Source organism: Algoriphagus sp. 10J20-15 (assembly GCF_055809615.1).
In genome coordinates, this window is the sequence record NZ_JBVVUG010000045.1 from 155596 (window position 1) to 175979 (window position 20384).

The following is a 20384-nucleotide window of genomic DNA, read 5'->3' on the forward strand; positions in this document are numbered from 1 at the left end:
TTAAGGTTTGGTTATAAATTCATCCAAATTCAGCATTGCATTCGCCACAACTGTCATGGCGGCTTGCTCAGCGTTTACTTTTTGGTCTTTCCAGCCAAAGAAGGAATCAAGTTCTGATGGATTCTTAGAATACTGGGCTATTGCTTCTTCATGTAATATTTCCAAGGCAGTTAGTTTCTGTTCCGAAATAGGAGTCAAAATCATTTTCTCATAACCATAGCTAATCGCTTTCTCAGGATCTGAATTGCCATGTGCTAGCATATCCTCAGAAAGATGGTAGGCTGCTTCCAAATAAACAGGGTCATTCAGCGTCACTAAGGCCTGCAATGGAGTGTTAGTTACTAATCGTCTACTCAAACATACTTCACGGCTTCCTGCATCAAAGGACAGGAAAGACCGGATAGGGACTTGTTCTTTTTAAGAAGGTATAAATGCCCCGTCGGTGGGCATCTTCTCCCTTACTTTCTGTCCAGGTCCCCGCCATTGTAAACTGTTTGCCAGATGCCATCGGGTTGGGCAGGCATTACCCAGGTCCGTACATTTTTTCACTCAAAAGACCGGAGACTGCAAGTGCCTGATCGCGCACCTGTTCCGCACTTAACCGGAACCTTGGTCCTCGTGCGTAATATTTGTTTTGAGGATCTTTGGTGAAAAGTTCCGGAGAAACTACTGAAGATTGTTTATAGGTTTTGGAGGTGACTATTTCACGAATAAGACTTTTAATACTCCAATGGTAATCATTCATGGTTTTCCAAGCCAGATAATCCAACAGCTCCGGATGTGAAGGTGGGTCTGATTGAGTTCCCATGTCTTCCAAAGTGCTGACGATTCCTCTTCCCATGATTTGATCCCACACGCGGTTTACTAAGGTTCTAGAGGTTAATGGATTTTCTTTATCCATCAGCCAATAGGCAAATCCAAGTCGATTTGCAGGCCATTCTTCCTTCCAAGGATTTAACTCTTTTGGTGTTTCTGGTTTTACCTTGTCACCTAAAATCATCCAATTTCCCCTTTCAAATACTCGAGTGTCCCTGGCCATGTAGTCTGGGTTTTCGATCATAATCGGGAGCTTGGTTCCATTGAAATTGAGAATATCTACCCAACTTTTCTGCATAGCAGCATAGCCAGGTTTTTCTTCACCTTTCAATTTTGGGACAAAAGCAAACCAGATAAATCTAGCCGCAGTTTGGTCAGGTTTTGAATTAGGGTTTTTGATTTCTAAAAATAAATCAATAGTTCCTTCAACTGATTTGAATGGAATAGGACGGATAATTTGCCCGGTTTTATTGATAGGAAATGAGGCTAAAAGTTCGCCCTCAGGTCCATCTTTTCTAATGCTCATCGTGCTACCATCCAGCCCTGCAGAATATTCCATCAGAAGTTGGTCTGATCCCTGCGTATTGATGTTTTTTAAATATGCGGAACCGTTTCCCTCAATGCCTAACCACTTACTATCCAGTAAAGTCGCATTTACAAAGTCAACTGCACTATGGGATGGGTATTTCGGCTCAAGATAGGTGAGGAACTCCTTCTTGGCTTCTGCAGCTTTTACGCCTTCGTTTTCCTTCACCCATTGGATAATGCTTTCTATTTTAGTTTTTTCCTCAGGTGAATAGAACCTGAGTCTTGGTTCCTCGTCATGCGTGTCCTCATCACGGGTGTTATTGAAAAATGCAGCAGACTGATAGAATTCTTCATGCCTAATCGGGTCGTACGTATGGCTGTGACATTGCACACATGCCATCGTGGTGCTTTGCCATACTTCGTAGGTGGTACTCACTCTATCCAGCACGGCGGCAACCCTAAATTCCTCATCCTGTGTGCCACCCTCATCGTTATTCATGGTATTTCGGTGGAAAGCCGTGGCTGTCAGTTGATCTTCTGTTGGATTTGGAAGTAAATCTCCTGCTAATTGATTAATGGTGAATTCATCGTAAGGCATATCAGCATTGAATGCCCTGATTACCCAATCGCGATAAGGCCACATCGTTCTGTTTACATCGCGCTCATAGCCCTTAGTATCTGCGTATCTTGCCATATCCAGCCACCAGGTAGCCCATTTTTCCCCATAGCTTGTGCTAGCCAACATTTGATCTACAGCCTCTTCAATAGGTGATTTTTTCAGAAGAAAAGGCTTCCTTGATCTCTTTGGTAGGAGGGAGCCCAGTAATATCCAATGCAGCTCTTCGGAGTAATTTCAAGCGGTTTTCCTGTGGAGAAAATTCAAGTTCCTGTTCCTCCAGCTTTTTGGCTATATAAAAATCTATGGAATTGGAAGATTCAGAGTTCTCGTCGGCGTAAAGGCCGGCTGCAAGTTTAGTGTCTATTTCTTTAGGTTTTTGCACTGTTTGATATGCCCAGTGCTTTCCCCATTTCGCTCCCTGCTTAATCCAGGTTTCGAGTAGTTCTATTTCATCTTTGGAAAGAGGTTCTTTCTCATAGGGCATTCTCAATTCAGGATCAGAAGAAGTAAGTCGTTTGATCAATTCACTCCCATTGGGATCTCCCGGGATAATTGCAGCGTGCCCAGATTCCGTGATGGCGAAGGCTTCCTCTTCAAAAAGTACTGAGAAACCACCACTTTTCTTTACGCCTCCATGGCAGGTAATGCAATTTTTATTCAGGATGGGTTTGATCTCTGTGCTGTAGTCTATTTCTCTTTCCGTTCCAAAAAAGAAAAAGCCAGTAATTGCTACCAACACAGCAATTGTAAGGAATAGTGTGATTTTGAGCTTATTCATCTAGATAGTAATGAAACCTTAAAGTAAGGAATAATTGATTGTTTAAAAAGATATCTACAGATTGTTAGTGCGCAAGGACTAATACTTACCAAATAGGTGTGTGGTAATGAATTTAAAAAAGTGTTTTTCAGTTTTTGTTGTGATCTTTCCGTGGTAGAAGGGGAGACGGCATTGAAGCTTATCCTCTGAATCATCTATACTCTTCGCACAAAGCGATTAAAAAAAAACACCCTGCTTTTAAGGAGCAGGGTGATGATATTAGAATCTGAAGTTTGGAAGATTTTCCAAAATATCCTTGGTCATAGCGTCCAAGTCATAGTCGTGTTGCCAGCCCCAATCTTTCCGGGCGCAGGAATCGTCAATGCTATCCGGCCAGCTATCAGCAATTGCCTGACGGAAATCAGGGTTATATTCGATTTTGAAATCGGGCATGTATTTCAAAATACTCTCATAACTTTCTTTTGGGGTAAAGTTCATAGCAGCCAAGTTATAGCTAGATCGGATCTTTACAGATTCCCGGGGAGCATTCATCAAGTCCAAGGTGGCTTTAATCGCATCGGGCATGTACATCATGGGAAGAGAACTATCTTCACGCAGGAAGCAATCGAATTTCTCACCTGCCAAAGCTTTGTGGTAAATATCCACGGCATAATCGGTTGTGCCACCACCAGGAAGTGACTTGTAGCCGATCAAACCTGGATAGCGAAGACTGCGAACGTCCACATTAAACTTCTGAAAGTAGTATTCGCACCATCTTTCCCCAGCTTGCTTAGAAATACCATACACAGTGTTTGGCTCTTTTACGCAGTATTGAGGCGTGTTGATTTTTGGAGTATTCGGTCCAAAGACTGCAATAGACGATGGCCAATAAACTTTATTAAGCTTGAATTCTTTGGCAAGTTCAAGAACATGTAGCAAACTTTCCATGTTCAGTTCCCAGGCAAAAAGAGGTTTTTTCTCACCAACGGCAGAAAGGACGGCTGCTAAATGATAAATCTGGGTGATTTTTTCATCTTTGACCAGGTTTCTCAAGCCATCCTTGTCCATCACATCGAGAACCTGAAAGCGGCAAAAGTCAAATTTAACTTTTGCGGATTCATTGAGGTCTGTAGCAATTACTTGTTCTGCACCAAACTGATCTGCCAGAGAACGAGTAAGTTCTGAACCCAACTGTCCTGCAGCGCCTATTACAAGGATTTTTTCCATTAATCTTTCTTTGAAAATCAACCTAAGAGGAGCTCTAGGTTTTTGTTTATATTTGGGTTTGCGACTGCAAAACTAAGAAAAAACTGCTTCCTGAGCAGGATTTTTGATCAAAGGAATAAGACGTTTTTGAATAACATAAAATCAACTAGCTATCATGTACGATCAGTTCAGACCCAAATTGCAAGAGGAACTTAAGGGAATAGAGGAAGCAGGTCTTTTCAAAAAAGAGCGTGTAATCACCTCTCCACAATCTGCAGAAATCACTATCGCCGGAGGTCAGAAAGTTTTGAACTTCTGTGCTAACAATTATCTGGGACTTTCTTCTCATCCCAAAGTGATCGAAGCAGCAAAGGCTGCGATTGATTCACACGGTTTTGGAATGTCATCTGTGCGATTCATTTGCGGTACGCAGGATATTCACAAGGAGCTGGAAAGGAAGATTTCAGAATTCTTGGGCACCGAGGATACGATTCTTTATGCCGCTGCTTTTGATGCAAATGGGGGCGTATTCGAGCCGATATTGGGCCCTGAAGATGCGATAATTTCTGATGCATTGAATCACGCATCTATCATTGATGGGGTTCGTCTTTGCAAGGCCATGCGATTTCGATACCAGCATAACGATATGGCGGATCTGGAAGCTCAGCTGAAGGATGCTGTTGCAAAGGGAGCTAAGCAGAAGATCATAGTTACTGATGGAGTTTTCTCTATGGATGGCACGATTGCCCAGTTGGACAAGATCGTGGAGTTGGCTGAAAAGTATGAAGCGCTAGTGATGACGGATGAGTGTCATTCTACCGGTTTCATGGGCAAAACTGGCCGTGGTGTGCATGAGCATTGCGGAGTGATGGGCAAAATTGATATCATCACAGGTACGTTAGGAAAAGCATTGGGTGGAGCTTCAGGAGGATTTACTTCAGGAAGGAAGGAAATAGTGGAACTCCTACGTCAGCGCTCCAGACCATATTTGTTTTCTAATACCTTGGCGCCATCTATCACAGGTGCTTCAATAGCAGTTTTTGACCTACTTTCTGAGACCACTGAATTGAGGGATAAATTGGAAGAAAATACGAAGTACTTCCGTGAGAAAATGACTGCTGCTGGATTTGATATCAAACCAGGTGAGCATGCTATCGTGCCGATTATGCTTTACGATGCTGTTCTTTCGCAAAAAATGGCCGAAAAAGTCTTGGAAAAAGGGATTTATGTCATTGGTTTTTACTACCCGGTAGTTCCTAAAGGACAGGCTAGAATCCGTGTCCAAATATCTGCAGGACATGACAAAGCGCATTTGGATCAGGCGATTGCAGCATTTACGGAAGTTGGAAAAGAATTAGGTGTAATAGAGTAAGTTTTTGCCTGATAATGCAGGTAGGAGGTAAGTATACCTCAGAAATATCAAAGCCGGGATTCTATAGAGATTCCCGGCTTTTTTGATGAATTTTTCTAATAAAAAGTAAAATTGGGTTTTGCCCTTCCTTCTTTAGTCCAGAATCAGTTATCTCACGGTCACGTGGTAGCAGCTCTGTTTTCTTTCTTTTATAAAAAGAATTTTGCCTTCGTCCTGAAACTCATTAAGGATCTTCTCAAGCTTTTTCTGTTTGCTTCTATTCCAATTTTTCTTTCCGTTAAATCGTATATAGGAGATGTCAAAAGAGACTCCATAAGAATGAGAGCTCTCTCCAGAAGTTGCATTTGAATTTCTTCTTCTGAGGCTTTTTTGCTGTTCTGGAGTACGCGTTACTGATGTGAGTGTGAAGGTACTTTCCTTATCTGTCAATGTTTGAAAAGCTATCCCGAGTTCTTCCAGCACTACCTTTGAATAGGGGGTGATGTAAGGATGGCTATGGGTAAGTTTCATTACTTCGTATCCATTCCCTTCATTTATTAGTATGAGTTGGCCCTCTTCGATGAGTTTATTGAAGTGACTTTCATTTTCTATTACACCAAAGCCATTGTTTTCTCCAGCGAAGAGATGTTTGTCATATTCTTTGGTGATAATGCCTTCTGGTATGGGAGGAATAATCCTTGGTAGAGGCAGTTCCACTTCTATTGGTTCGGGATTTTCAGCTGATTTTTTTGGTTTAGAAGTGCTTGTTAAGGTTGAATAGGTTTCTTTAAGTTGCTGTTTTAATTCTGGCATATAGGCTTGCGTTGCCCAAGCGCCTGCTGAAAAAAGTATAAATAAGGATGCAATTTGTAAGAATGGAATTTTTTTCATTTGTAAACGGGTACTTGATAATTCGGGTCTTGCTTATGAATTTAGTCTGAAGCAAAGATTAATCCATAGTTATTTCAAGGTGAAAACTTATTTTGATTTAGTTTTGAGAAAGGTGATTTTGACTCTCATTACTTAGAAACGATAACTTGACTTTTTTATGAAATAAATCCCAGAATTAATTTTTTTGAGGACTTTTGGATTTATGAACGGTAGCTTAAGAAGCTTCTAATCGGTATGACACAAATGACGTAAGAATGACGTATCCTAGTCGCTAGTATTGTGAAGCCACAAAACTACATTTGAATTCTACTAAATGAACAAGAAAATGGATAGTAAAGCTCTTGGCGTAAAATTGAAAACTCTTCGTTTAAAGAATGGATATTCACAAGAGGAACTGGCAGAATCTGCCGGAGTTAGTTTGCGAACAGTTCAAAGAATGGAGAATGCTGAGGCAGTACCTAGGTTGGACACTGTGAAACGATTATTTCAAATTTTTGGATTGAGTCCTGATGAGGTAATGGATTGGACTCAGACAGAGGATAAGGGATATCTGCTAGGAATGAATTTGTCAGGTTTGATTTTCATAGTCCTACCACTTCTTGGTGTTGTTTTGCCACTAATACTCTGGATGAGTCGGAAGGATAAAATTGCTGGTGTGAGTGAATTAGGACGAAGCTTAGTGAATTTCCAGCTTACTTGGGCTTTAGTCTATTACTTATGGAGTACCTTTTGTGGTTGGTTAATGGGGTTTTTTAACTTTTCTGGAAATGGTGATGTAAGCCCTGCTCTAGTCTATAATTATTTATATGTCAGAGTTGGCGGCATCTTTTTTATATACTTACTTGAAATCTTTATGATCTCTCTGAATACATACAGAATCAACAAGGGTTTAAAAGTAAAGTATCTTCCCAAAATCAACTTCTTAAAATGAGAAGTTAGTTTTTCTTATGATGCTGATTTGCTAGTCATGGCAAGCTTTCTTCGCTTTTTCAACTCATATTCCTCGATATCTTCGAAGCGGGAATCTACATCAAGGTTGTTGAGATAATCATTGATTGTCTCTCTGATTTCCTGGAAAGACATGTTATGCAAAATCTTTCCATTTTTGGACATGGATAATTGACCAGTTTCTTCTGAGACAATTAAAACAATCGCATCAGTTGTCTCGGACATTCCAATAGCAGCTCTGTGACGAAGTCCAAACTGTGCAGGCACCTCACGCTCAGTTACGGGCAAAATACACCGTGCGGCCTTGATTTTGCCGTTGTGTATGATTACAGCCCCATCATGAAGAGGGCTATATTTATTGAAAATAGAAATGAGAAGTCTTTTGGATAATTCTGCGTCCAGAATATCGCCGCTTTCAGCATAGAATTTCAATTCAGTACTTTTGGAGATGACCATCAATGCACCAGTATTACTACCCGCAAGAGTTTTGGAAGCATCTATGATTGGACTGATATTGAAAAGTGAATTGTCTTTTTTCCGCCAGAAGAACAGCATGTCTTTCCATACATTATCGTCGGAAAGGAGTGAGGATCTACCTATTAATAGCAGGAATTTTCTGATTTCTGGTGCAAAAATAATAATAGCAGCGATTACACCAACTCCCATGAACTGACCCAAGATGGCAGAAAGAAGCTCCATCCTCAGTGCTCTCACCAATAAATAAATCAGATAAATGGAGAGGAAGCCAAGAAATATTTTGATTGCAACGCTTCCCTTAAGAAGTTTATAAACTTGATACAATAAGGCGGCCACCAATGCAATATCAATGATATTAACGATGGAGATATCTAAAAATCCTATTTTGAAAAGTAAGGTCAAGGGTATAAAGTGTTGAATAATTTTACTGTTTCGTTAGCTTCTTTAACGTCATGTACTCTTAGTATGTTTGCACCATGACATAAAGCAAACATATTTAAAGCAGTGGTGCCATTTAATGCTTCACTAGCTTCTACATTTAATGCTTTTGATATCATCGATTTTCTCGAAACACCTACCATTAAAGGTGATGAAAGCGATTGAAACTGGTGAAGATTTTGGAGCAGATAATAATTTTGTTCTAGGGTTTTAGCAAATCCAAATCCAGGATCAATTATTACATCTTTGATGCCAAACTTTTTGAATTGTTCCAGTTTTTCAGCGAAATAATACAATATTTCTCCTAAAATATCTGAATAATTCGTTTTTTTCTGCATGTTTTGAGGATTTCCTCGCATATGCATGGCGATGTATGGTACTTGAAGCTTCGCAACGGTCTGGATCATATCTTTATCTAGTTCTCCCGCAGAAATATCGTTTATGATATGAGCTCCTGAGTATTTTGACTCCTCCGCCACTTTTGCCCGAAAGGTATCAACTGATATTAAAATATCAGGATAATTGAATGAAATCCATTTCACAGCTGGAATCACTCTGTCAAGTTCTTCTTGGAGACTTACTTCTGCAAGCACCTGGTCTCGAGCTATAACCCCCTAGGTCCAGAATACTAGCACCATATGAGATATGAGATTTAACTAATTTGGCTACCTTCTCCAGAGATTTTTCTGCTCTGCTTCCTTCGAAAAACGAATCTGGGGTTAGATTGACTATGCCCATCAGCTGTGGCCTATCCCAACTGATTAGCCGTCCATCTATTTGAAGGGTGTTTTTTTGGGGAAATGATTTATCTTCGATTTTAGAAGACTTGCCCGGTAGAGGAAACATTAAATTAAAAGACTTTGGAGACGCAAACGAGTAACGAATATACGGAAGTTATCAGCCGTTGTAAAGAACTATTTCGTAAGAAGACTATAGATTATGGTACAGCTTGGAGGATTTTTCGCTTACCTTCTATTACAGATCAGATTTTTATAAAAGCACAAAGAATTCGCTCGATTCAAGAAAAAGGAAATCAAAAGGTGAATGATCCGATTGAAGATGATTTTGTTGGAATTATAAATTATTGTCTGATTGCTTTGCTTCAGATAAGTTATCTAAAAGACGAGCGAATGGAGATTCCTTTCGAGGAATTAGAACCTGCTTATGATCACTGGGTAAGTCAAACACGCGGTCTTTTGGAGAATAAGAACCATGATTACGGGGAGGCTTGGCGTGATATGCGGATTAGCTCAATTACAGATATTATATTAATGAAATTACTTCGAACCAAACAGATAGAGGATAATCAAGGTCAAACTTTGGTGTCTGAAGGTATTGAAGCTAACTATCAGGATATGATCAATTATGCAGTGTTTTGTTTGATTAAATTAAATTACCATGGTTAAGCAAGGGTTTTTATGGGTTATTCGATTTATTGTAGGAGGCCTTTTTATTTTTTCGGGGCTGATAAAAGTCAATGATCCGGTTGGAACTTCTATTAAACTCGAAGAGTATTTTGATGTTTTCTCCAATGATATAGCTGTTTTTTTTGAATACCTAAAACCTATTGCTTTGGAGTTGGGGATTTTTTTAGTGGTGTTAGAAGTGGTGTTAGGAATCATGCTGATCCTTGGAGTTCGAACAAAATTCACCGTCTGGGCGCTGTCACTGATGATTTTGTTTTTCACTTTTCTCACCTTTTTCTCCGCCTATTTTAATAAAGTGACAGACTGTGGGTGCTTTGGTGATGCTATTAAACTCACTCCCTGGGAATCTTTTTATAAGGACTTAATACTAGTTGTACTGATCGGGATTTTATTTTTGTTCAAGGATGATTTACCAAAAAGTTCTCCAAAGTGGGCAAAAGTTGTGACCATGTCTGCCTTAATTTTATGCTTTGTACTTGCAATTACAGCTGTTAGAAATTTGCCTTTTATAGATTTTAGAGCTTATAAAGTGGGAGTAAATATCCCTCAAAATATGCAGCCTTCAGCCACGCTAGAATATTCATATGTTATGAAAAAAGATGGTGAGCTCGTTACATTCGACCAATATCCTTCAGATGAAAGCCTGGAATTTGTAGAGATGAATTTGAAAAACCCAGATGCTTTACCAAAGATTTCAGACTTTGCAGTTTGGAACGATGAAGGTGATTTTTCTGAAGAAGTTTTCACTGGAAACAAAGTTTTGATCCTAGTAAGCAGCATGGCCAAAATGAGTGATGCGAATTTACCAGAGATTGATCAATTAGTGAAATCCCTCGCAGGATCACCCGTTCAGCTCGTTTTTGTAGCAGCAGCCTCTCAGGATGAAATTCAGAATTTCACTTCCTCTAGAGCTTGGGATGTACTTTCATTACAAGCTGATGCTACTGTAGTGAAAACCATGATTAGATCCAATCCAGGGGTTATGGTTTTAAAAGATGGTGAAGTGTTGGCAAAATTTCATCATAATAATACTCCAGATGCCAGTGAGGTGCTAGATCTATTTATGAAGTGAAAATGGGCAAAGATCTTAAAATAGTTTTAGTTGGACTTCCTGGATCGGGCAAAAGTACATTTGGAAAGCAACTTGCTTCTGTATTGAAATTCCCTTATTATGATTTGGATACATTGATAGAAGCAAGGTCACAAATGAGTATTTCTGACATCTTCTCTAGGTATGGAGAAGGAGAGTTTAGAAGACAAGAAACTGAAGTTTTAGGAAATTTTTTAAATAGAGAGGAATCCTATGTTCTAGCTTCCGGTGGTGGATGTCCTTGTTTTAATGATAACATGGATCTGATTAATGAGAAATCAGTATCTGTATACCTTGATGTACCCTTAGAAGAAATATCTAAAAGATTAGGCTTAGCCAAAGCTCAAAATAGGCCAATGTTCTCTGGTATGGATCAAAGTGAAATCACGTTGAAGCTGAAAAGTTTGCAAGTGGAAAGAGATTATTTCTATCGCCAATCAAAAATAAAGCTCAGCGGAGAAGATTTCTCCGCTGAGCTTTTGGTTTCAGAATTGATTCGATTGCTTAAAAGCTGAGGCCAAGCGTTAGAACTCCATTAATGAGATTATTTTTGATTTCTGTAATTGGCCCGATATTATTCCCTTGATTATCTAAGACCTGATAGCTCGAATAAAGAGTGTTGAATTTTTGATTCACTAAAGCAAAATCAAGATTCAATCTATTAATTTTCATTCCTATTCCTCCACTAATCTGTTGGGTACTTCTATCGTAATCTGATCCTAGAATAGGATCACCATAATATCCATACCCTCCTCTAAATCTGAAATTACTTGCTTTGAACTCTGCTCCAAATCTGAAGTTGATTGTGCTGGTGTAGAGGTTTTGGATTTCTAAATTATCAGGCCCCTCGTCAAAATCTCTTGAATTGAGTCTGGCTGCACTGTAATCAACCCAATCAACATCAGCTGAAATAAATCCATTTTTCCCCAAGAAAACTGTAGCTCCACCACCTATTTTAAATGGAGTATTCAAGTTATAGGAACTGACAATTATATCGGTAAAATCCTCTACACGTCCAAGAACAATGTCTTCTGGCTCATAATTGTAATTATCATAATTAGCGACCATACTTGCGCTGTATTCATCATTTAAGGCGTACCAGGTAGGGGTCTGTAAAGTAAAACCTAGGTTTAGATAATCGATTGGCTTATAAATGACACCTAAATTAATATTTACGCCTCCACCATTGATGTAAAGATTTTCTTGAAGGTTGGTGTTAAGCAGAGGGCCTTCTGGAAATTCCTCATTATAGATCTTTCTGGAGTTAAAATTTAATGTTCTTATCCCTACAGACCCGCCAATGAATAATTTATAGTTGAAATTGCCTCCATAAGCGAAGGTGATCTGACTGGAACTCCCTTCTTGAGTGATGTTTTCATCTTGAAAGGGAGCAATGAAACCATTAATTGGCTCATATTCTCCTACGATGGCATTTCCATTACTATCTAGTCTTGGATTAATTTGATAGGTGTTATAAGCCATACCTGTCACACCAAAATTGGCAACTTGATTTTCAGGAAATCCATTAGCATCCTGAAGATAGAAATCAATAATGGAGGTTTCGCCTGGCTGGTCAGAAAAAAAGCCATACTCGGTATTAAAATTGGCTATTCTTTGAATGCTTATTCCAAATGACCCACCTTTGAATGCTCCTCTGTCAAATTCACTTTTAGGTTTTGCTATAACAAAACTTAAATTCGGCAAGGAAAAATTTGTCGTATTATAATTTCTGTTTTGTCCTAAGTGAGTTGTCTCTACTCCCCAATCTGCGTAGCCTACGGAGAGACTACCTTCAGAAGATCTGAAGAAGCCGAGGCCTGCAGGATTACCTGCAATGTTGGAAACATCACCACCAAGTGACCATTGAGTTCCGCCAACTCCCATTATTCTGGCTGTACCAGCGGGTTTAACTAGACTAAATCTGTAAGCATCTTCATAGTATCCACTTTGAGCTACAGCTAAAGAGGACGAAATAAGGCAAAAGGATAAAACCAGAATGGATATTCTCATTTAGATTTGATTTGGGTGTAAGAAATAAACGTAATAAGTAGATGAAAATGTTACTATATCTTTATTCTTTCTTCAAAATTACTCATTAACACAAAGATTTTTGAGTAAGCCAATAATTGGTTGGAAAAAAATAAGGCAGTGATTACACTGCCCTATGATTGGTAAATACTTATAGTTTTTTAATTTCCTCTACCACCTCGGCTTGAACTTCCGCCGCTAGTACTTCTAGTAGTAGCACCTCCAGTTGAGCCAGAACTTCTAGTTGGTGAACTCATAGTAGGCATACTGCTTCTTGATGGTGTTACAGTTCTAGTAGGCGTAACGGTTCTAGTATTTGTAGTACCTCTATTATAAGATGGAGACGAGGTTCTTGACGGAACATTACTTCTATTATAAGAAGGACTAGTAGATCTTGTAGAAGAATTTGGATATGTAGTTCTTACAGATGATCCACTTCTGCCCGTGTTGATCGAACGTGAATTGCTCGTTCCAATACTTGGTCTTGCTGATGGCATAGCACTTCTCGTTCTAGAGACGGGTCTATTCATTGCGGCAGAATTAACATTTCTAGTGCTTCCTTCACGTGCCGATGAATTATAGTAATCGTTTTGTGAGGAACTGAAATCCCGTGCAGAAACTCTTGAATTATCTGAATTAGAAATTACTCTTCTTGAAGAAGCATTATTATTTAAAACATCTCTTCTAGCTTGTGCTCTTGCTGTGCTTGGTTGTAAAGCAGCGTTGGAAACTCCAGCAATTCTGGAAGATGCAGCTAGAGATGAACCACGGGTGCCTCGAGATCCTCTTACTACACGTCTATCTCCGTATTCTCCGCCAGGAAGCACATAGATTGGGTTTCCTGGATACATTGGAATTCCATAGATAGGATATCCAAAACCACCCATTCCGTACATTGGCATTCCCCATGGACTCCATGGATCATAAAACCCACCATAACCAAATCCTGGTCTCATGTAAGGGTTACCAAATCCAAATCCGAAACCAATATTCATGCTAAAACCAGGTCTGAAACCAAAGCCCATATATGGATTATAGAAACCGCCCATGCTCCATGGATTCATTCCATACATCATACCCATTCCCATGTTCAACCCCATATTAAAAGCTGTATTGGAATTGAAATTTGAGCCAGTATTATTTACTCGGTAATTATCGTAAGCATTAATATCTGCTTCTCCTGTTTCTTCACTTCCTTCGTCAAAATAGACTATATCATCATCTGAAGATAGATCTTCGGATTGATACCTGGCAATGTAATCAGGATTAACATTTCTCGAACTAAAGCTTTCCTGAGGAACTGCTTCCGTAGATGAGAGTGTCTGGAATTGCTCGCGATTATTGTTTTGCACCGCATACTCAGTTGCTATTTTAGCATCAGAGGCCATGAAATACAAATTATCACCACCATCACTTGTAGCTAGTTTATTAGTGCTACAGGAGACGAGTGAAAGCGATCCTAAGATTAATGATGTTGTAAGTATTACGGAATTCTTCATAGTAGAAGTTTAATTGTTACTTTCTTATACGGGCACCTGGGTGAAGGGTTATACTTTTTACTTTATATTTGCCCCGCATAAGTTAAGCAAATTTAACTATAATCTGTATCTCAACCAATCACAATGAGTAAAGGACTACCTAAGAGAAGCGAGGATTATTCGCTTTGGTATAATGAATTAGTAAAAAAAGCCGATTTGGCAGAGAATTCAGCAGTACGTGGATGCATGGTCATCAAACCCTACGGCTATTCTATTTGGGAGAAAATGCAGGCTGAACTCGATCGCATGTTCAAGGAGACAGGTCATTTAAACGCTTATTTTCCCCTTTTCATACCAAAATCATTTTTAAGCAAAGAAGCTAGTCATGTTGAAGGCTTTGCAAAAGAATGTGCAGTAGTCACTCACTATAGACTAAAAAATGCTGAAGATGGTAGCGGTGTAATTGTTGATCCAGAAGCAAAACTGGACGAGGAATTAATTGTTCGTCCTACCTCAGAGACTGTTATTTGGAGTACATATAAGAATTGGGTTCAGTCTTACCGAGACCTTCCATTATTAGTAAATCAATGGGCGAATGTTGTTCGTTGGGAAATGAGAACTAGACTATTCTTAAGGACTACTGAGTTCCTTTGGCAAGAAGGTCATACCGCGCACGCAACTAAAAAGGAAGCTGAAGCAGAAACTTTGCAAATGATGAATGTCTACGCTCAGTTCGCCGAAGACTTTATGGCTTTGCCAGTAGTAAGAGGAAGAAAAACAGAAACTGAACGTTTTGCAGGTGCAGATGATACTTTATGTATTGAAGCATTGATGCAGGATGGCAAAGCGCTTCAGGCAGGTACGTCACATTTCTTAGGACAGAATTTCGCCAAAGCATTTGATGTCAAATTCGCTTCTAAAGAAGGTGGTCTGGAATATGTATGGGGTACTTCTTGGGGTGTCAGTACACGATTGATGGGAGCATTGATCATGGCTCACTCAGATGATAATGGATTAGTATTGCCTCCGAAATTGGCTCCAATACAAGTCGTAATTATACCGATCTACAGAAAAGAGGAAGAGTTTGATGCGATAACTGAAAAGGCAAATGAAATCATGGCAGAGCTTCGCAAAGCTGGGGTTTCTGTCAAATATGACAATCGTGATACCCATAAGCCAGGATTCAAATTTGCAGAGCATGAATTGAAAGGTGTTCCGCTTAGAATTGCCATCGGCCCTAGAGATTTGGAAAATGGTACCATTGAAATTGCCAGAAGAGATACGTTGACAAAGGAGCAATTTGAATTGGTATCTCAGCCAATCTCAGGGAAAATTTCTAGCATGCTTGAGGAAATTCAGGCTACGATTTATTCTAAGGCTTTAAATTTCAGATCTGAAATGACTACAGAAGTTAATTCTTGGGATGAGTTTAAATCTGTATTAGAGGAGAAAACAGGATTCTTATCTGCTCATTGGGATGGTACTGCTGAGACAGAAGAGAAAATCAAGGATCTCACTAAAGCCACGATTAGATGTATTCCTTTGGACAGGAAAGAGGAGGAGGGAGTTTGTGTCTATTCAGGCAAGCCTTCTAAAGGAAGAGTCCTCTTTGCAAAAGCATATTGATTTAAGAGCCCGGATTTATCCGGGCTTTTTTTGTACTTCTTAATGAGTGGTAACTAGGAATCTTGTATTTTACACATCTATTCATTTATACCTAGTCAATGACAGTCGTCGTTTTATCAAGCCTTTTATTCATTGGCCTTATACTATTATTAGCTGAGGTGCTTTTTGTTCCTGGAACTACTGTAGTTGGGATTTTTGGCCTCGCGGTAAGTTTGGCCGGAATTGCTTATGCATTCTTGAGTTTTGATCCGGCTATTGCATGGTGGATTACGGCTGTCGCCGTTATTTTAAATCTTGCAGCTATCGTCTATGGTTTCAGTTCAGGGGTTTGGGATCGCTTCTCTCTTAAGTCTGCAATCACAGGAGGAGCATTTGATGGACGAACAGATAACTTACAGGTAGGAATGCAGGGTAAAACCACTTCAGATCTAAAACCAATCGGAAAAGCTAGTTTTGGGGACGAAGTGTATGAGGTGAAGTCAGAAAATGGTTTTATTCCAGTGGAATCAACCGTGACAATTATGAAAATCGAAAACAATACAATTTTAGTTAAATAATATGGAGGCACTAGACCCATCAAGTTCAATGTTTATTCTCGTGGCAGCAGTAGCGGGAATTGTCTTACTATTCATCTTCTTATATTTTGTGCCTGTAAATCTTTGGATTACAGCTCAATTTTCTAATGTAAGAGTAGGAATAGGTGAGTTAATAGGGATGAGAATCCGAAAAGTACCACCTAGTATTATCGTAAATTCCCTGATCACTGCCACTAAAGCGGGATTACAATTGACTACAAATGACCTGGAAACGCACTACATGGCTGGAGGTAATATACCAAACGTAATCAGAGCCCTGATTTCAGCAGATAAAGCAAATATCAATTTGACCTTCAAGCAGGCGACTGCGATTGATCTGGCCGGTAGAGATGTTTTTGAAGCTGTTCAGATCTCGGTAAACCCAAAGGTGATCAATACTCCTAATGTAGCCGCAGTGGCTGCTGATGGGATTCAATTGATCGCAAAGGCAAGAGTCACTGTTCGGGCAAATATTGCTCAGTTGGTAGGTGGAGCCGGTGAAGAAACGATTCTTGCCAGAGTAGGAGAGGGTATTGTAACTTCTATCGGTTCGGCTGCTACACACAAGAGTGTCCTTGAAAATCCCGACAAAATATCCAAGCTCGTTCTTCAGAGAGGATTGGACGCAGGAACAGCTTTCGAGATTCTTTCGATTGATATCGCTGATATCGATGTAGGAACAAACATTGGTGCGAAATTACAAATCGATCAGGCATCAGCTGATTTGAAAGTAGCTGAGGCAAGAGCAGAAGAGAGACGTGCTATGGCGGTAGCTCTAGAGCAGGAGATGAAAGCTAGAAATGTGGAAATGAGAGCGAAAGTGGTAGAAGCTGAAGCTGAAGTTCCAAAAGCTTTAGCAGAAGCTTTCCGAAGTGGGAGACTTGGTGTGATGGACTATTATAAAATGGAAAATATCCAGTCGGACACATCTATGAGGGAATCCATAGCCAACTCGGACTCTGAATCGAAAGATTCTACCAAAGGCAAAAACGAGAAAAAATAAAAAAAGGGGCTTAGGCCCCTTTTTTGTTTTTCTTACTAGTTTCCTCAACGGTTTGAATCACCGTGGGAACAAATTTATTTTTTGTGAGAATCTGACCATTCGCAAAATCAATCAATATCTCTTCGTAGGCCAAAGGCAGAATGACTTCGCCAGCTTCATCAATGATACCCGAAAGTCCATCTTTTTGAGCTACAATGAAATTCTTGCGCTCTCTTCGTAGCGCTTCAAATTCTGCAGGAATAACAACTGTACCTTCACTGTCCAGAAGACCAGTTTTGCCTGATTGCTCTATCATGAAATATCCATCGCTGGTTCGGTAAATATGGTCATAGCCATCTGTATTCACAGCTGAGCCAAACGTGTTCAAAAGGAAATATTTGCTGTTTGCTTTTGCTATCGCAAATCCCTTCTGAAAAGGCTTGATCTCTTCCCAAACAGCGTCGGATATCAGCTCGCCGGTAGAATTGATCAGTCCCCAGTTTAAGCTTGATTTATATGCCGCAATATTCTCTGAGAATAATGTCGTTTCCACATACTGAGGTTTGATGACCCAAGTGCCTTTGGAATTAACGAAACCATACGCACCTTTAGATTTTGCTGGGAAAAGCCCTTCGCTTCCCCGCTTAATTTCTTCTACATCAAGCATAGGTTGTACCAACCATCCTTTTTTACCTAGCAATCCTAATTTATCGTCTCGAAAATAAACTGCATACAAGTCTTTACCAGTTTTTTCCACTTTAGTCATACCTACATCATCCAGCAAAATCCCGTCGTCTTCCATCACACGACGAAGTTTGCCGTGAATGTATTCCAGCATGATATCATTTTCGAAAGTGATCTTATGAAATGAATTGTATCGAATGTTTGATTTGATGTCATTTCCTTCGATTAGTAAATACTGATCTTGGTTAAATCCATAAAAGAAATTACCGTGAGTGTGCTCTAATGTTTGAATGATAGGCTCCAAAACGTAGTTACCTTCTCTATTGATCAATCCAAAACCACTAGATTCCTTGGCCAAGACAAACTCGCCTTCATTATCTGAGAGTAAATCGAAAACCTTATCAGGATTGGAAGATAAGGGCATAGAATATTCACTTCCCTTTCGCACAATGATCAAACCTGTATTGGTGATTTTGGCTTCATCTAATTCCCCGAGATAGGTGGTTTTGTTTTTTCCTCGCTCAAACAACCAATACTCATTCCCTTTATTTGCCAAAAGCATATTGAAGTAGGTTTGGATTTTTTCGTATTCCAATGGCAAAACCTGCTGCCCATATTCATGAAATGCTCCGATTCCTTTTGGTCCTTTGACAAGAATCCATGGCTCCAGATATTGATACACTTCAGTTCCTACTAAGGAAACGGCCGGCCTCAAGTCATTAGAGAGCAAAGAAAGTTCATTCCCTTTTTTACCAATTTTCACTGTTTCACTCAGCAGATCAATGTTATCATAAATCAGGCGTGACTGTAGCTGAATATTGGTGTTATATACCTCCCAGGATTGAGAATGAGCAACTTTAGATATAGAAAAAGTAAGAAAGAGGCTTACGATTAACGTAAAATTTTTATGCATTTGTATGTAGTTTTTTCGGAATGGTCCTAAAGGTAAAATGACCAAAGGTTTGATTCAATCCTTTGGTCATTTTTATTAGATAAGTTAGCGATAACTACTCTGTTTTTACTCTTTCTAGATCAAACAGATCGGATATGATTTGGATCATTTCCTCTGCTTGATCACGCTGGCATGCGGCCCGAAGTTGTACCACTGGTACTTTGAGGACTTTTTGCATCATGCTTTTGGTGATTTTGTCAATCACGGCATATTCTTTTTTATCCGCGTTTTTCATAAATCTCGCCATTTCCTCCTGACGGATTTGTTCCAAAGATTGCTTAAGCTTATTGATAGTAGGAGAAGCGATCATTTCCTTTTTCCAATCGAAAAACTCTTTGATGCTTTCTTCTATAATTTCTTCTACCCTTGGAACTGAAGCCAATCTTTTTTCCAGTGTCTCAGATGCCTTACTTCTGATATTATCTACATTATATAGTATTACACCTGGTACGTCTTCAACGGATGTTTCTATACTTCTCGGCACAGAGAGATCCACTAGTAATTTGTAGCTATTGATCTGAAATTTCTTCACCAATTCCTTAGTGATAAATGGCTCAGAACGCTGAATAGACGATACGATTACGTCAGCTTCTTCCATTGCGTCCAAACAATTCTCAAAAGGCACGACTTCGAAGCCCATTTCTGCAGCAATTGGCTCTGCTTTGGATAAGGTTCTATTCGTGATTTTGACTTTTGCGGATGGGAGATGAACCATGTTTTTAGCCACATCCTCACCGATTTCGCCGACACCGATTAATAGAATTCTTGGTTCGAAGGTGTTCGAAGTTAAGCTTTCAATCAATTCAATGGCTGCATAAGACAAAGATGCTGCTCCATCTCGGAATGCTGTTTCCTGCACTATGCGCTTATTGGTGAAAAAGACCGTGTGCATCAAACGATGAAGAAATGGTCCTGTCATATCCAGATCCGCAGATGCCTGATAGGCTCTTTTGATCTGATTTGATATTTGAATATCACCTACGACTTGAGCTTCCAGACCCATGGAAACACGAAACAAATGTCGAATTGCAGCGCGATCATCATTTATGACCTCAAAATACTCCAGGTAATTAACGATATCAACCAGTCCTTTTTCAAGCCCAATTAGCTTGATAAGCTCCGTACTGATATCTTGATCATGACTGTAGTATACTTCCGTTCTGTTACAAGTGGAAAGTATTAATGTGTCATTTAAGTTAAAAAAGTCTTTGATTTTCAGCAAGATACCGTGTACGGCCTTTTCGTCTAGAGAAATGATTTCTCTGATTTGAACAGGTGCATTTTTGTGGGATAAACTGAGGGCTCTAAAATTGACTTGCATCATACTTAAGCTTGGGCTACAAATTTAACAGACATACGCACGGGAAGTGCCCATTTTGTGGAAGGATCTGTTAATTTGGAATCTATCTAAATAAGATAGTTCTCTTTTTTCAAATTTATTTGAGCTATTGAAAACTTAATCTAAAACTAGTAACTTATATTTAGTTGAATAGTTCCATCATTTTTTTTCA

At 39.4% G+C, this 20384-nt stretch carries 20 protein-coding genes; 8 read left to right on the top strand and 12 right to left on the bottom strand.

Going from position 1 to position 20384, the window contains the following annotated elements; all coding sequences use genetic code 11:
* From AC0L6R_RS20420 to AC0L6R_RS20435, 4 genes are all read right to left on the bottom strand, one after another.
* Positions 1-357: a DUF1553 domain-containing protein gene (locus AC0L6R_RS20420; protein ID WP_473272886.1), complete on the bottom strand. Its 357-nt coding sequence runs from the start codon at positions 355-357 to the stop codon at positions 1-3.
* A gap of 166 nt (positions 358-523) precedes the next feature.
* Complete coding sequence (locus tag AC0L6R_RS20425; protein WP_473272887.1) at positions 524-2089, bottom strand: DUF1553 domain-containing protein; 1566 nt, start codon at positions 2087-2089, stop codon at positions 524-526.
* Between the two features lie 16 nt (positions 2090-2105).
* Complete coding sequence (locus tag AC0L6R_RS20430; protein WP_473272888.1) at positions 2106-2741, bottom strand: c-type cytochrome domain-containing protein; 636 nt, start codon at positions 2739-2741, stop codon at positions 2106-2108.
* 258 nt (positions 2742-2999) lie between these two features.
* A complete protein-coding gene (locus AC0L6R_RS20435; protein WP_473272889.1) occupies positions 3000-3947 on the bottom strand; it encodes an NAD-dependent epimerase/dehydratase family protein in 948 nt (315 codons plus the stop codon).
* Positions 3948-4101: 154 nt separating this feature from the next.
* On the opposite strand from AC0L6R_RS20435, the gene kbl reads away from it, so the two are divergent.
* On the top strand, positions 4102-5298 hold the full coding sequence (gene kbl / locus AC0L6R_RS20440) for a glycine C-acetyltransferase (protein WP_283411462.1): 1197 nt from the start codon (positions 4102-4104) through the stop codon (positions 5296-5298).
* Positions 5299-5445: 147 nt separating this feature from the next.
* On the opposite strand, the gene AC0L6R_RS20445 is transcribed toward kbl, so the two are convergent.
* A complete protein-coding gene (locus tag AC0L6R_RS20445) occupies positions 5446-6168 on the bottom strand; it encodes a DUF5715 family protein (RefSeq protein ID WP_283411461.1) in 723 nt (240 codons plus the stop codon).
* A gap of 325 nt (positions 6169-6493) precedes the next feature.
* Here AC0L6R_RS20445 and AC0L6R_RS20450 point away from each other — a divergent pair, with 325 nt between their 5' ends.
* Positions 6494-7099 carry a magnetosome magnetite crystal formation protein family gene (locus AC0L6R_RS20450; RefSeq protein ID WP_473272890.1) on the top strand — a complete coding sequence of 202 codons (606 nt, stop codon included), beginning with the start codon at positions 6494-6496 and terminating at the stop codon, positions 7097-7099.
* Between the two features lie 14 nt (positions 7100-7113).
* On the opposite strand, the gene cdaA is transcribed toward AC0L6R_RS20450, so the two are convergent.
* From cdaA to AC0L6R_RS20465, 3 genes are read right to left on the bottom strand one after another with little or no spacing between them, the layout of a single operon-like run.
* Positions 7114-7995: a diadenylate cyclase CdaA gene (cdaA, locus tag AC0L6R_RS20455; protein ID WP_283411459.1), complete on the bottom strand. Its 882-nt coding sequence runs from the start codon at positions 7993-7995 to the stop codon at positions 7114-7116.
* On the bottom strand, positions 7992-8624 hold the full coding sequence (gene folP, locus AC0L6R_RS20460) for a dihydropteroate synthase (RefSeq protein ID WP_473272891.1): 633 nt from the start codon (positions 8622-8624) through the stop codon (positions 7992-7994). The genes cdaA and folP overlap by 4 nt, the downstream gene beginning before the upstream one ends.
* Positions 8590-8877, bottom strand: a complete 288-nt coding sequence (locus AC0L6R_RS20465; RefSeq protein ID WP_473272892.1) for a dihydropteroate synthase — start codon at positions 8875-8877, stop codon at positions 8590-8592. Before AC0L6R_RS20465 ends, folP begins: the two co-directional genes overlap by 35 nt.
* A 14-nt stretch (positions 8878-8891) precedes the next feature.
* Here AC0L6R_RS20465 and AC0L6R_RS20470 point away from each other — a divergent pair, with 14 nt between their 5' ends.
* The 3 genes from AC0L6R_RS20470 to AC0L6R_RS20480 are packed head-to-tail and all read left to right on the top strand — an operon-like array spanning position 8892 to position 11063.
* On the top strand, positions 8892-9437 hold the full coding sequence (locus AC0L6R_RS20470; RefSeq protein ID WP_473272893.1) for a DUF1599 domain-containing protein: 546 nt from the start codon (positions 8892-8894) through the stop codon (positions 9435-9437).
* Entirely contained in the window at positions 9430-10530 is a 1101-nt protein-coding gene (locus tag AC0L6R_RS20475; protein ID WP_473272894.1) for a BT_3928 family protein, read from the top strand. The genes AC0L6R_RS20470 and AC0L6R_RS20475 overlap by 8 nt, the downstream gene beginning before the upstream one ends.
* Before the next feature lie 2 nt (positions 10531-10532).
* A complete protein-coding gene (locus AC0L6R_RS20480; protein ID WP_473272896.1) occupies positions 10533-11063 on the top strand; it encodes a shikimate kinase in 531 nt (176 codons plus the stop codon).
* Here the strand turns inward: AC0L6R_RS20480 and AC0L6R_RS20485 are convergent.
* A complete protein-coding gene (locus AC0L6R_RS20485; protein WP_283411454.1) occupies positions 11053-12558 on the bottom strand; it encodes an OmpP1/FadL family transporter in 1506 nt (501 codons plus the stop codon). The two genes, AC0L6R_RS20480 and AC0L6R_RS20485, sit on opposite strands and share 11 nt — an antisense overlap.
* 179 nt (positions 12559-12737) lie before the next feature.
* Positions 12738-14075, bottom strand: a complete 1338-nt coding sequence (locus AC0L6R_RS20490; RefSeq protein WP_283411453.1) for a hypothetical protein — start codon at positions 14073-14075, stop codon at positions 12738-12740.
* 123 nt (positions 14076-14198) lie between these two features.
* Between AC0L6R_RS20490 and proS the strand changes: the two genes are divergently transcribed.
* The 3 genes from proS (at position 14199) to floA (ending at position 17258) form a co-directional block, all read left to right on the top strand.
* Positions 14199-15680: a proline--tRNA ligase gene (proS, locus tag AC0L6R_RS20495; protein ID WP_283411452.1), complete on the top strand. Its 1482-nt coding sequence runs from the start codon at positions 14199-14201 to the stop codon at positions 15678-15680.
* 98 nt (positions 15681-15778) lie between these two features.
* Positions 15779-16237: an NfeD family protein gene (locus AC0L6R_RS20500; protein ID WP_473272897.1), complete on the top strand. Its 459-nt coding sequence runs from the start codon at positions 15779-15781 to the stop codon at positions 16235-16237.
* 1 nt (position 16238) lies between these two features.
* Positions 16239-17258, top strand: a complete 1020-nt coding sequence (gene floA / locus AC0L6R_RS20505; RefSeq protein WP_473272898.1) for a flotillin-like protein FloA — start codon at positions 16239-16241, stop codon at positions 17256-17258.
* Positions 17259-17268: 10 nt separating this feature from the next.
* On the opposite strand, the gene AC0L6R_RS20510 is transcribed toward floA, so the two are convergent.
* Together AC0L6R_RS20510 and hemA are read right to left on the bottom strand one after the other, a co-directional pair.
* Positions 17269-18834, bottom strand: a complete 1566-nt coding sequence (locus AC0L6R_RS20510; RefSeq protein WP_473272899.1) for a WG repeat-containing protein — start codon at positions 18832-18834, stop codon at positions 17269-17271.
* 94 nt (positions 18835-18928) lie between these two features.
* A complete protein-coding gene (gene hemA, locus AC0L6R_RS20515) occupies positions 18929-20194 on the bottom strand; it encodes a glutamyl-tRNA reductase (protein ID WP_283411810.1) in 1266 nt (421 codons plus the stop codon).
* Positions 20195-20384: the final 190 nt, after the last annotated feature.

Excerpts from the sequence above, each read along its gene's own strand:
- AC0L6R_RS20475 (WP_473272894.1), top strand. The coding sequence starts at position 9,430 with ATGGTTAAGCAAGGGTTTTTATGGGTTATTCGATTTATTGTAGGAGGC.
- AC0L6R_RS20430 (WP_473272888.1), bottom strand. The coding sequence starts at position 2,741 with ATGAATAAGCTCAAAATCACACTATTCCTTACAATTGCTGTGTTGGTA.
- AC0L6R_RS20465 (WP_473272892.1), bottom strand. The coding sequence starts at position 8,877 with ATGTTTCCTCTACCGGGCAAGTCTTCTAAAATCGAAGATAAATCATTT.
- kbl (WP_283411462.1), top strand. The coding sequence starts at position 4,102 with ATGTACGATCAGTTCAGACCCAAATTGCAAGAGGAACTTAAGGGAATA.
- AC0L6R_RS20510 (WP_473272899.1), bottom strand. The coding sequence starts at position 18,834 with ATGCATAAAAATTTTACGTTAATCGTAAGCCTCTTTCTTACTTTTTCT.
- AC0L6R_RS20500 (WP_473272897.1), top strand. The coding sequence starts at position 15,779 with ATGACAGTCGTCGTTTTATCAAGCCTTTTATTCATTGGCCTTATACTA.
- AC0L6R_RS20480 (WP_473272896.1), top strand. The coding sequence starts at position 10,533 with ATGGGCAAAGATCTTAAAATAGTTTTAGTTGGACTTCCTGGATCGGGC.
- proS (WP_283411452.1), top strand. The coding sequence starts at position 14,199 with ATGAGTAAAGGACTACCTAAGAGAAGCGAGGATTATTCGCTTTGGTAT.
- AC0L6R_RS20490 (WP_283411453.1), bottom strand. The coding sequence starts at position 14,075 with ATGAAGAATTCCGTAATACTTACAACATCATTAATCTTAGGATCGCTT.
- floA (WP_473272898.1), top strand. The coding sequence starts at position 16,239 with ATGGAGGCACTAGACCCATCAAGTTCAATGTTTATTCTCGTGGCAGCA.
- AC0L6R_RS20425 (WP_473272887.1), bottom strand. The coding sequence starts at position 2,089 with ATGTTGGCTAGCACAAGCTATGGGGAAAAATGGGCTACCTGGTGGCTG.
- hemA (WP_283411810.1), bottom strand. The coding sequence starts at position 20,194 with ATGCAAGTCAATTTTAGAGCCCTCAGTTTATCCCACAAAAATGCACCT.
- AC0L6R_RS20450 (WP_473272890.1), top strand. The coding sequence starts at position 6,494 with ATGGATAGTAAAGCTCTTGGCGTAAAATTGAAAACTCTTCGTTTAAAG.
- AC0L6R_RS20445 (WP_283411461.1), bottom strand. The coding sequence starts at position 6,168 with ATGAAAAAAATTCCATTCTTACAAATTGCATCCTTATTTATACTTTTT.
- AC0L6R_RS20435 (WP_473272889.1), bottom strand. The coding sequence starts at position 3,947 with ATGGAAAAAATCCTTGTAATAGGCGCTGCAGGACAGTTGGGTTCAGAA.
- AC0L6R_RS20485 (WP_283411454.1), bottom strand. The coding sequence starts at position 12,558 with ATGAGAATATCCATTCTGGTTTTATCCTTTTGCCTTATTTCGTCCTCT.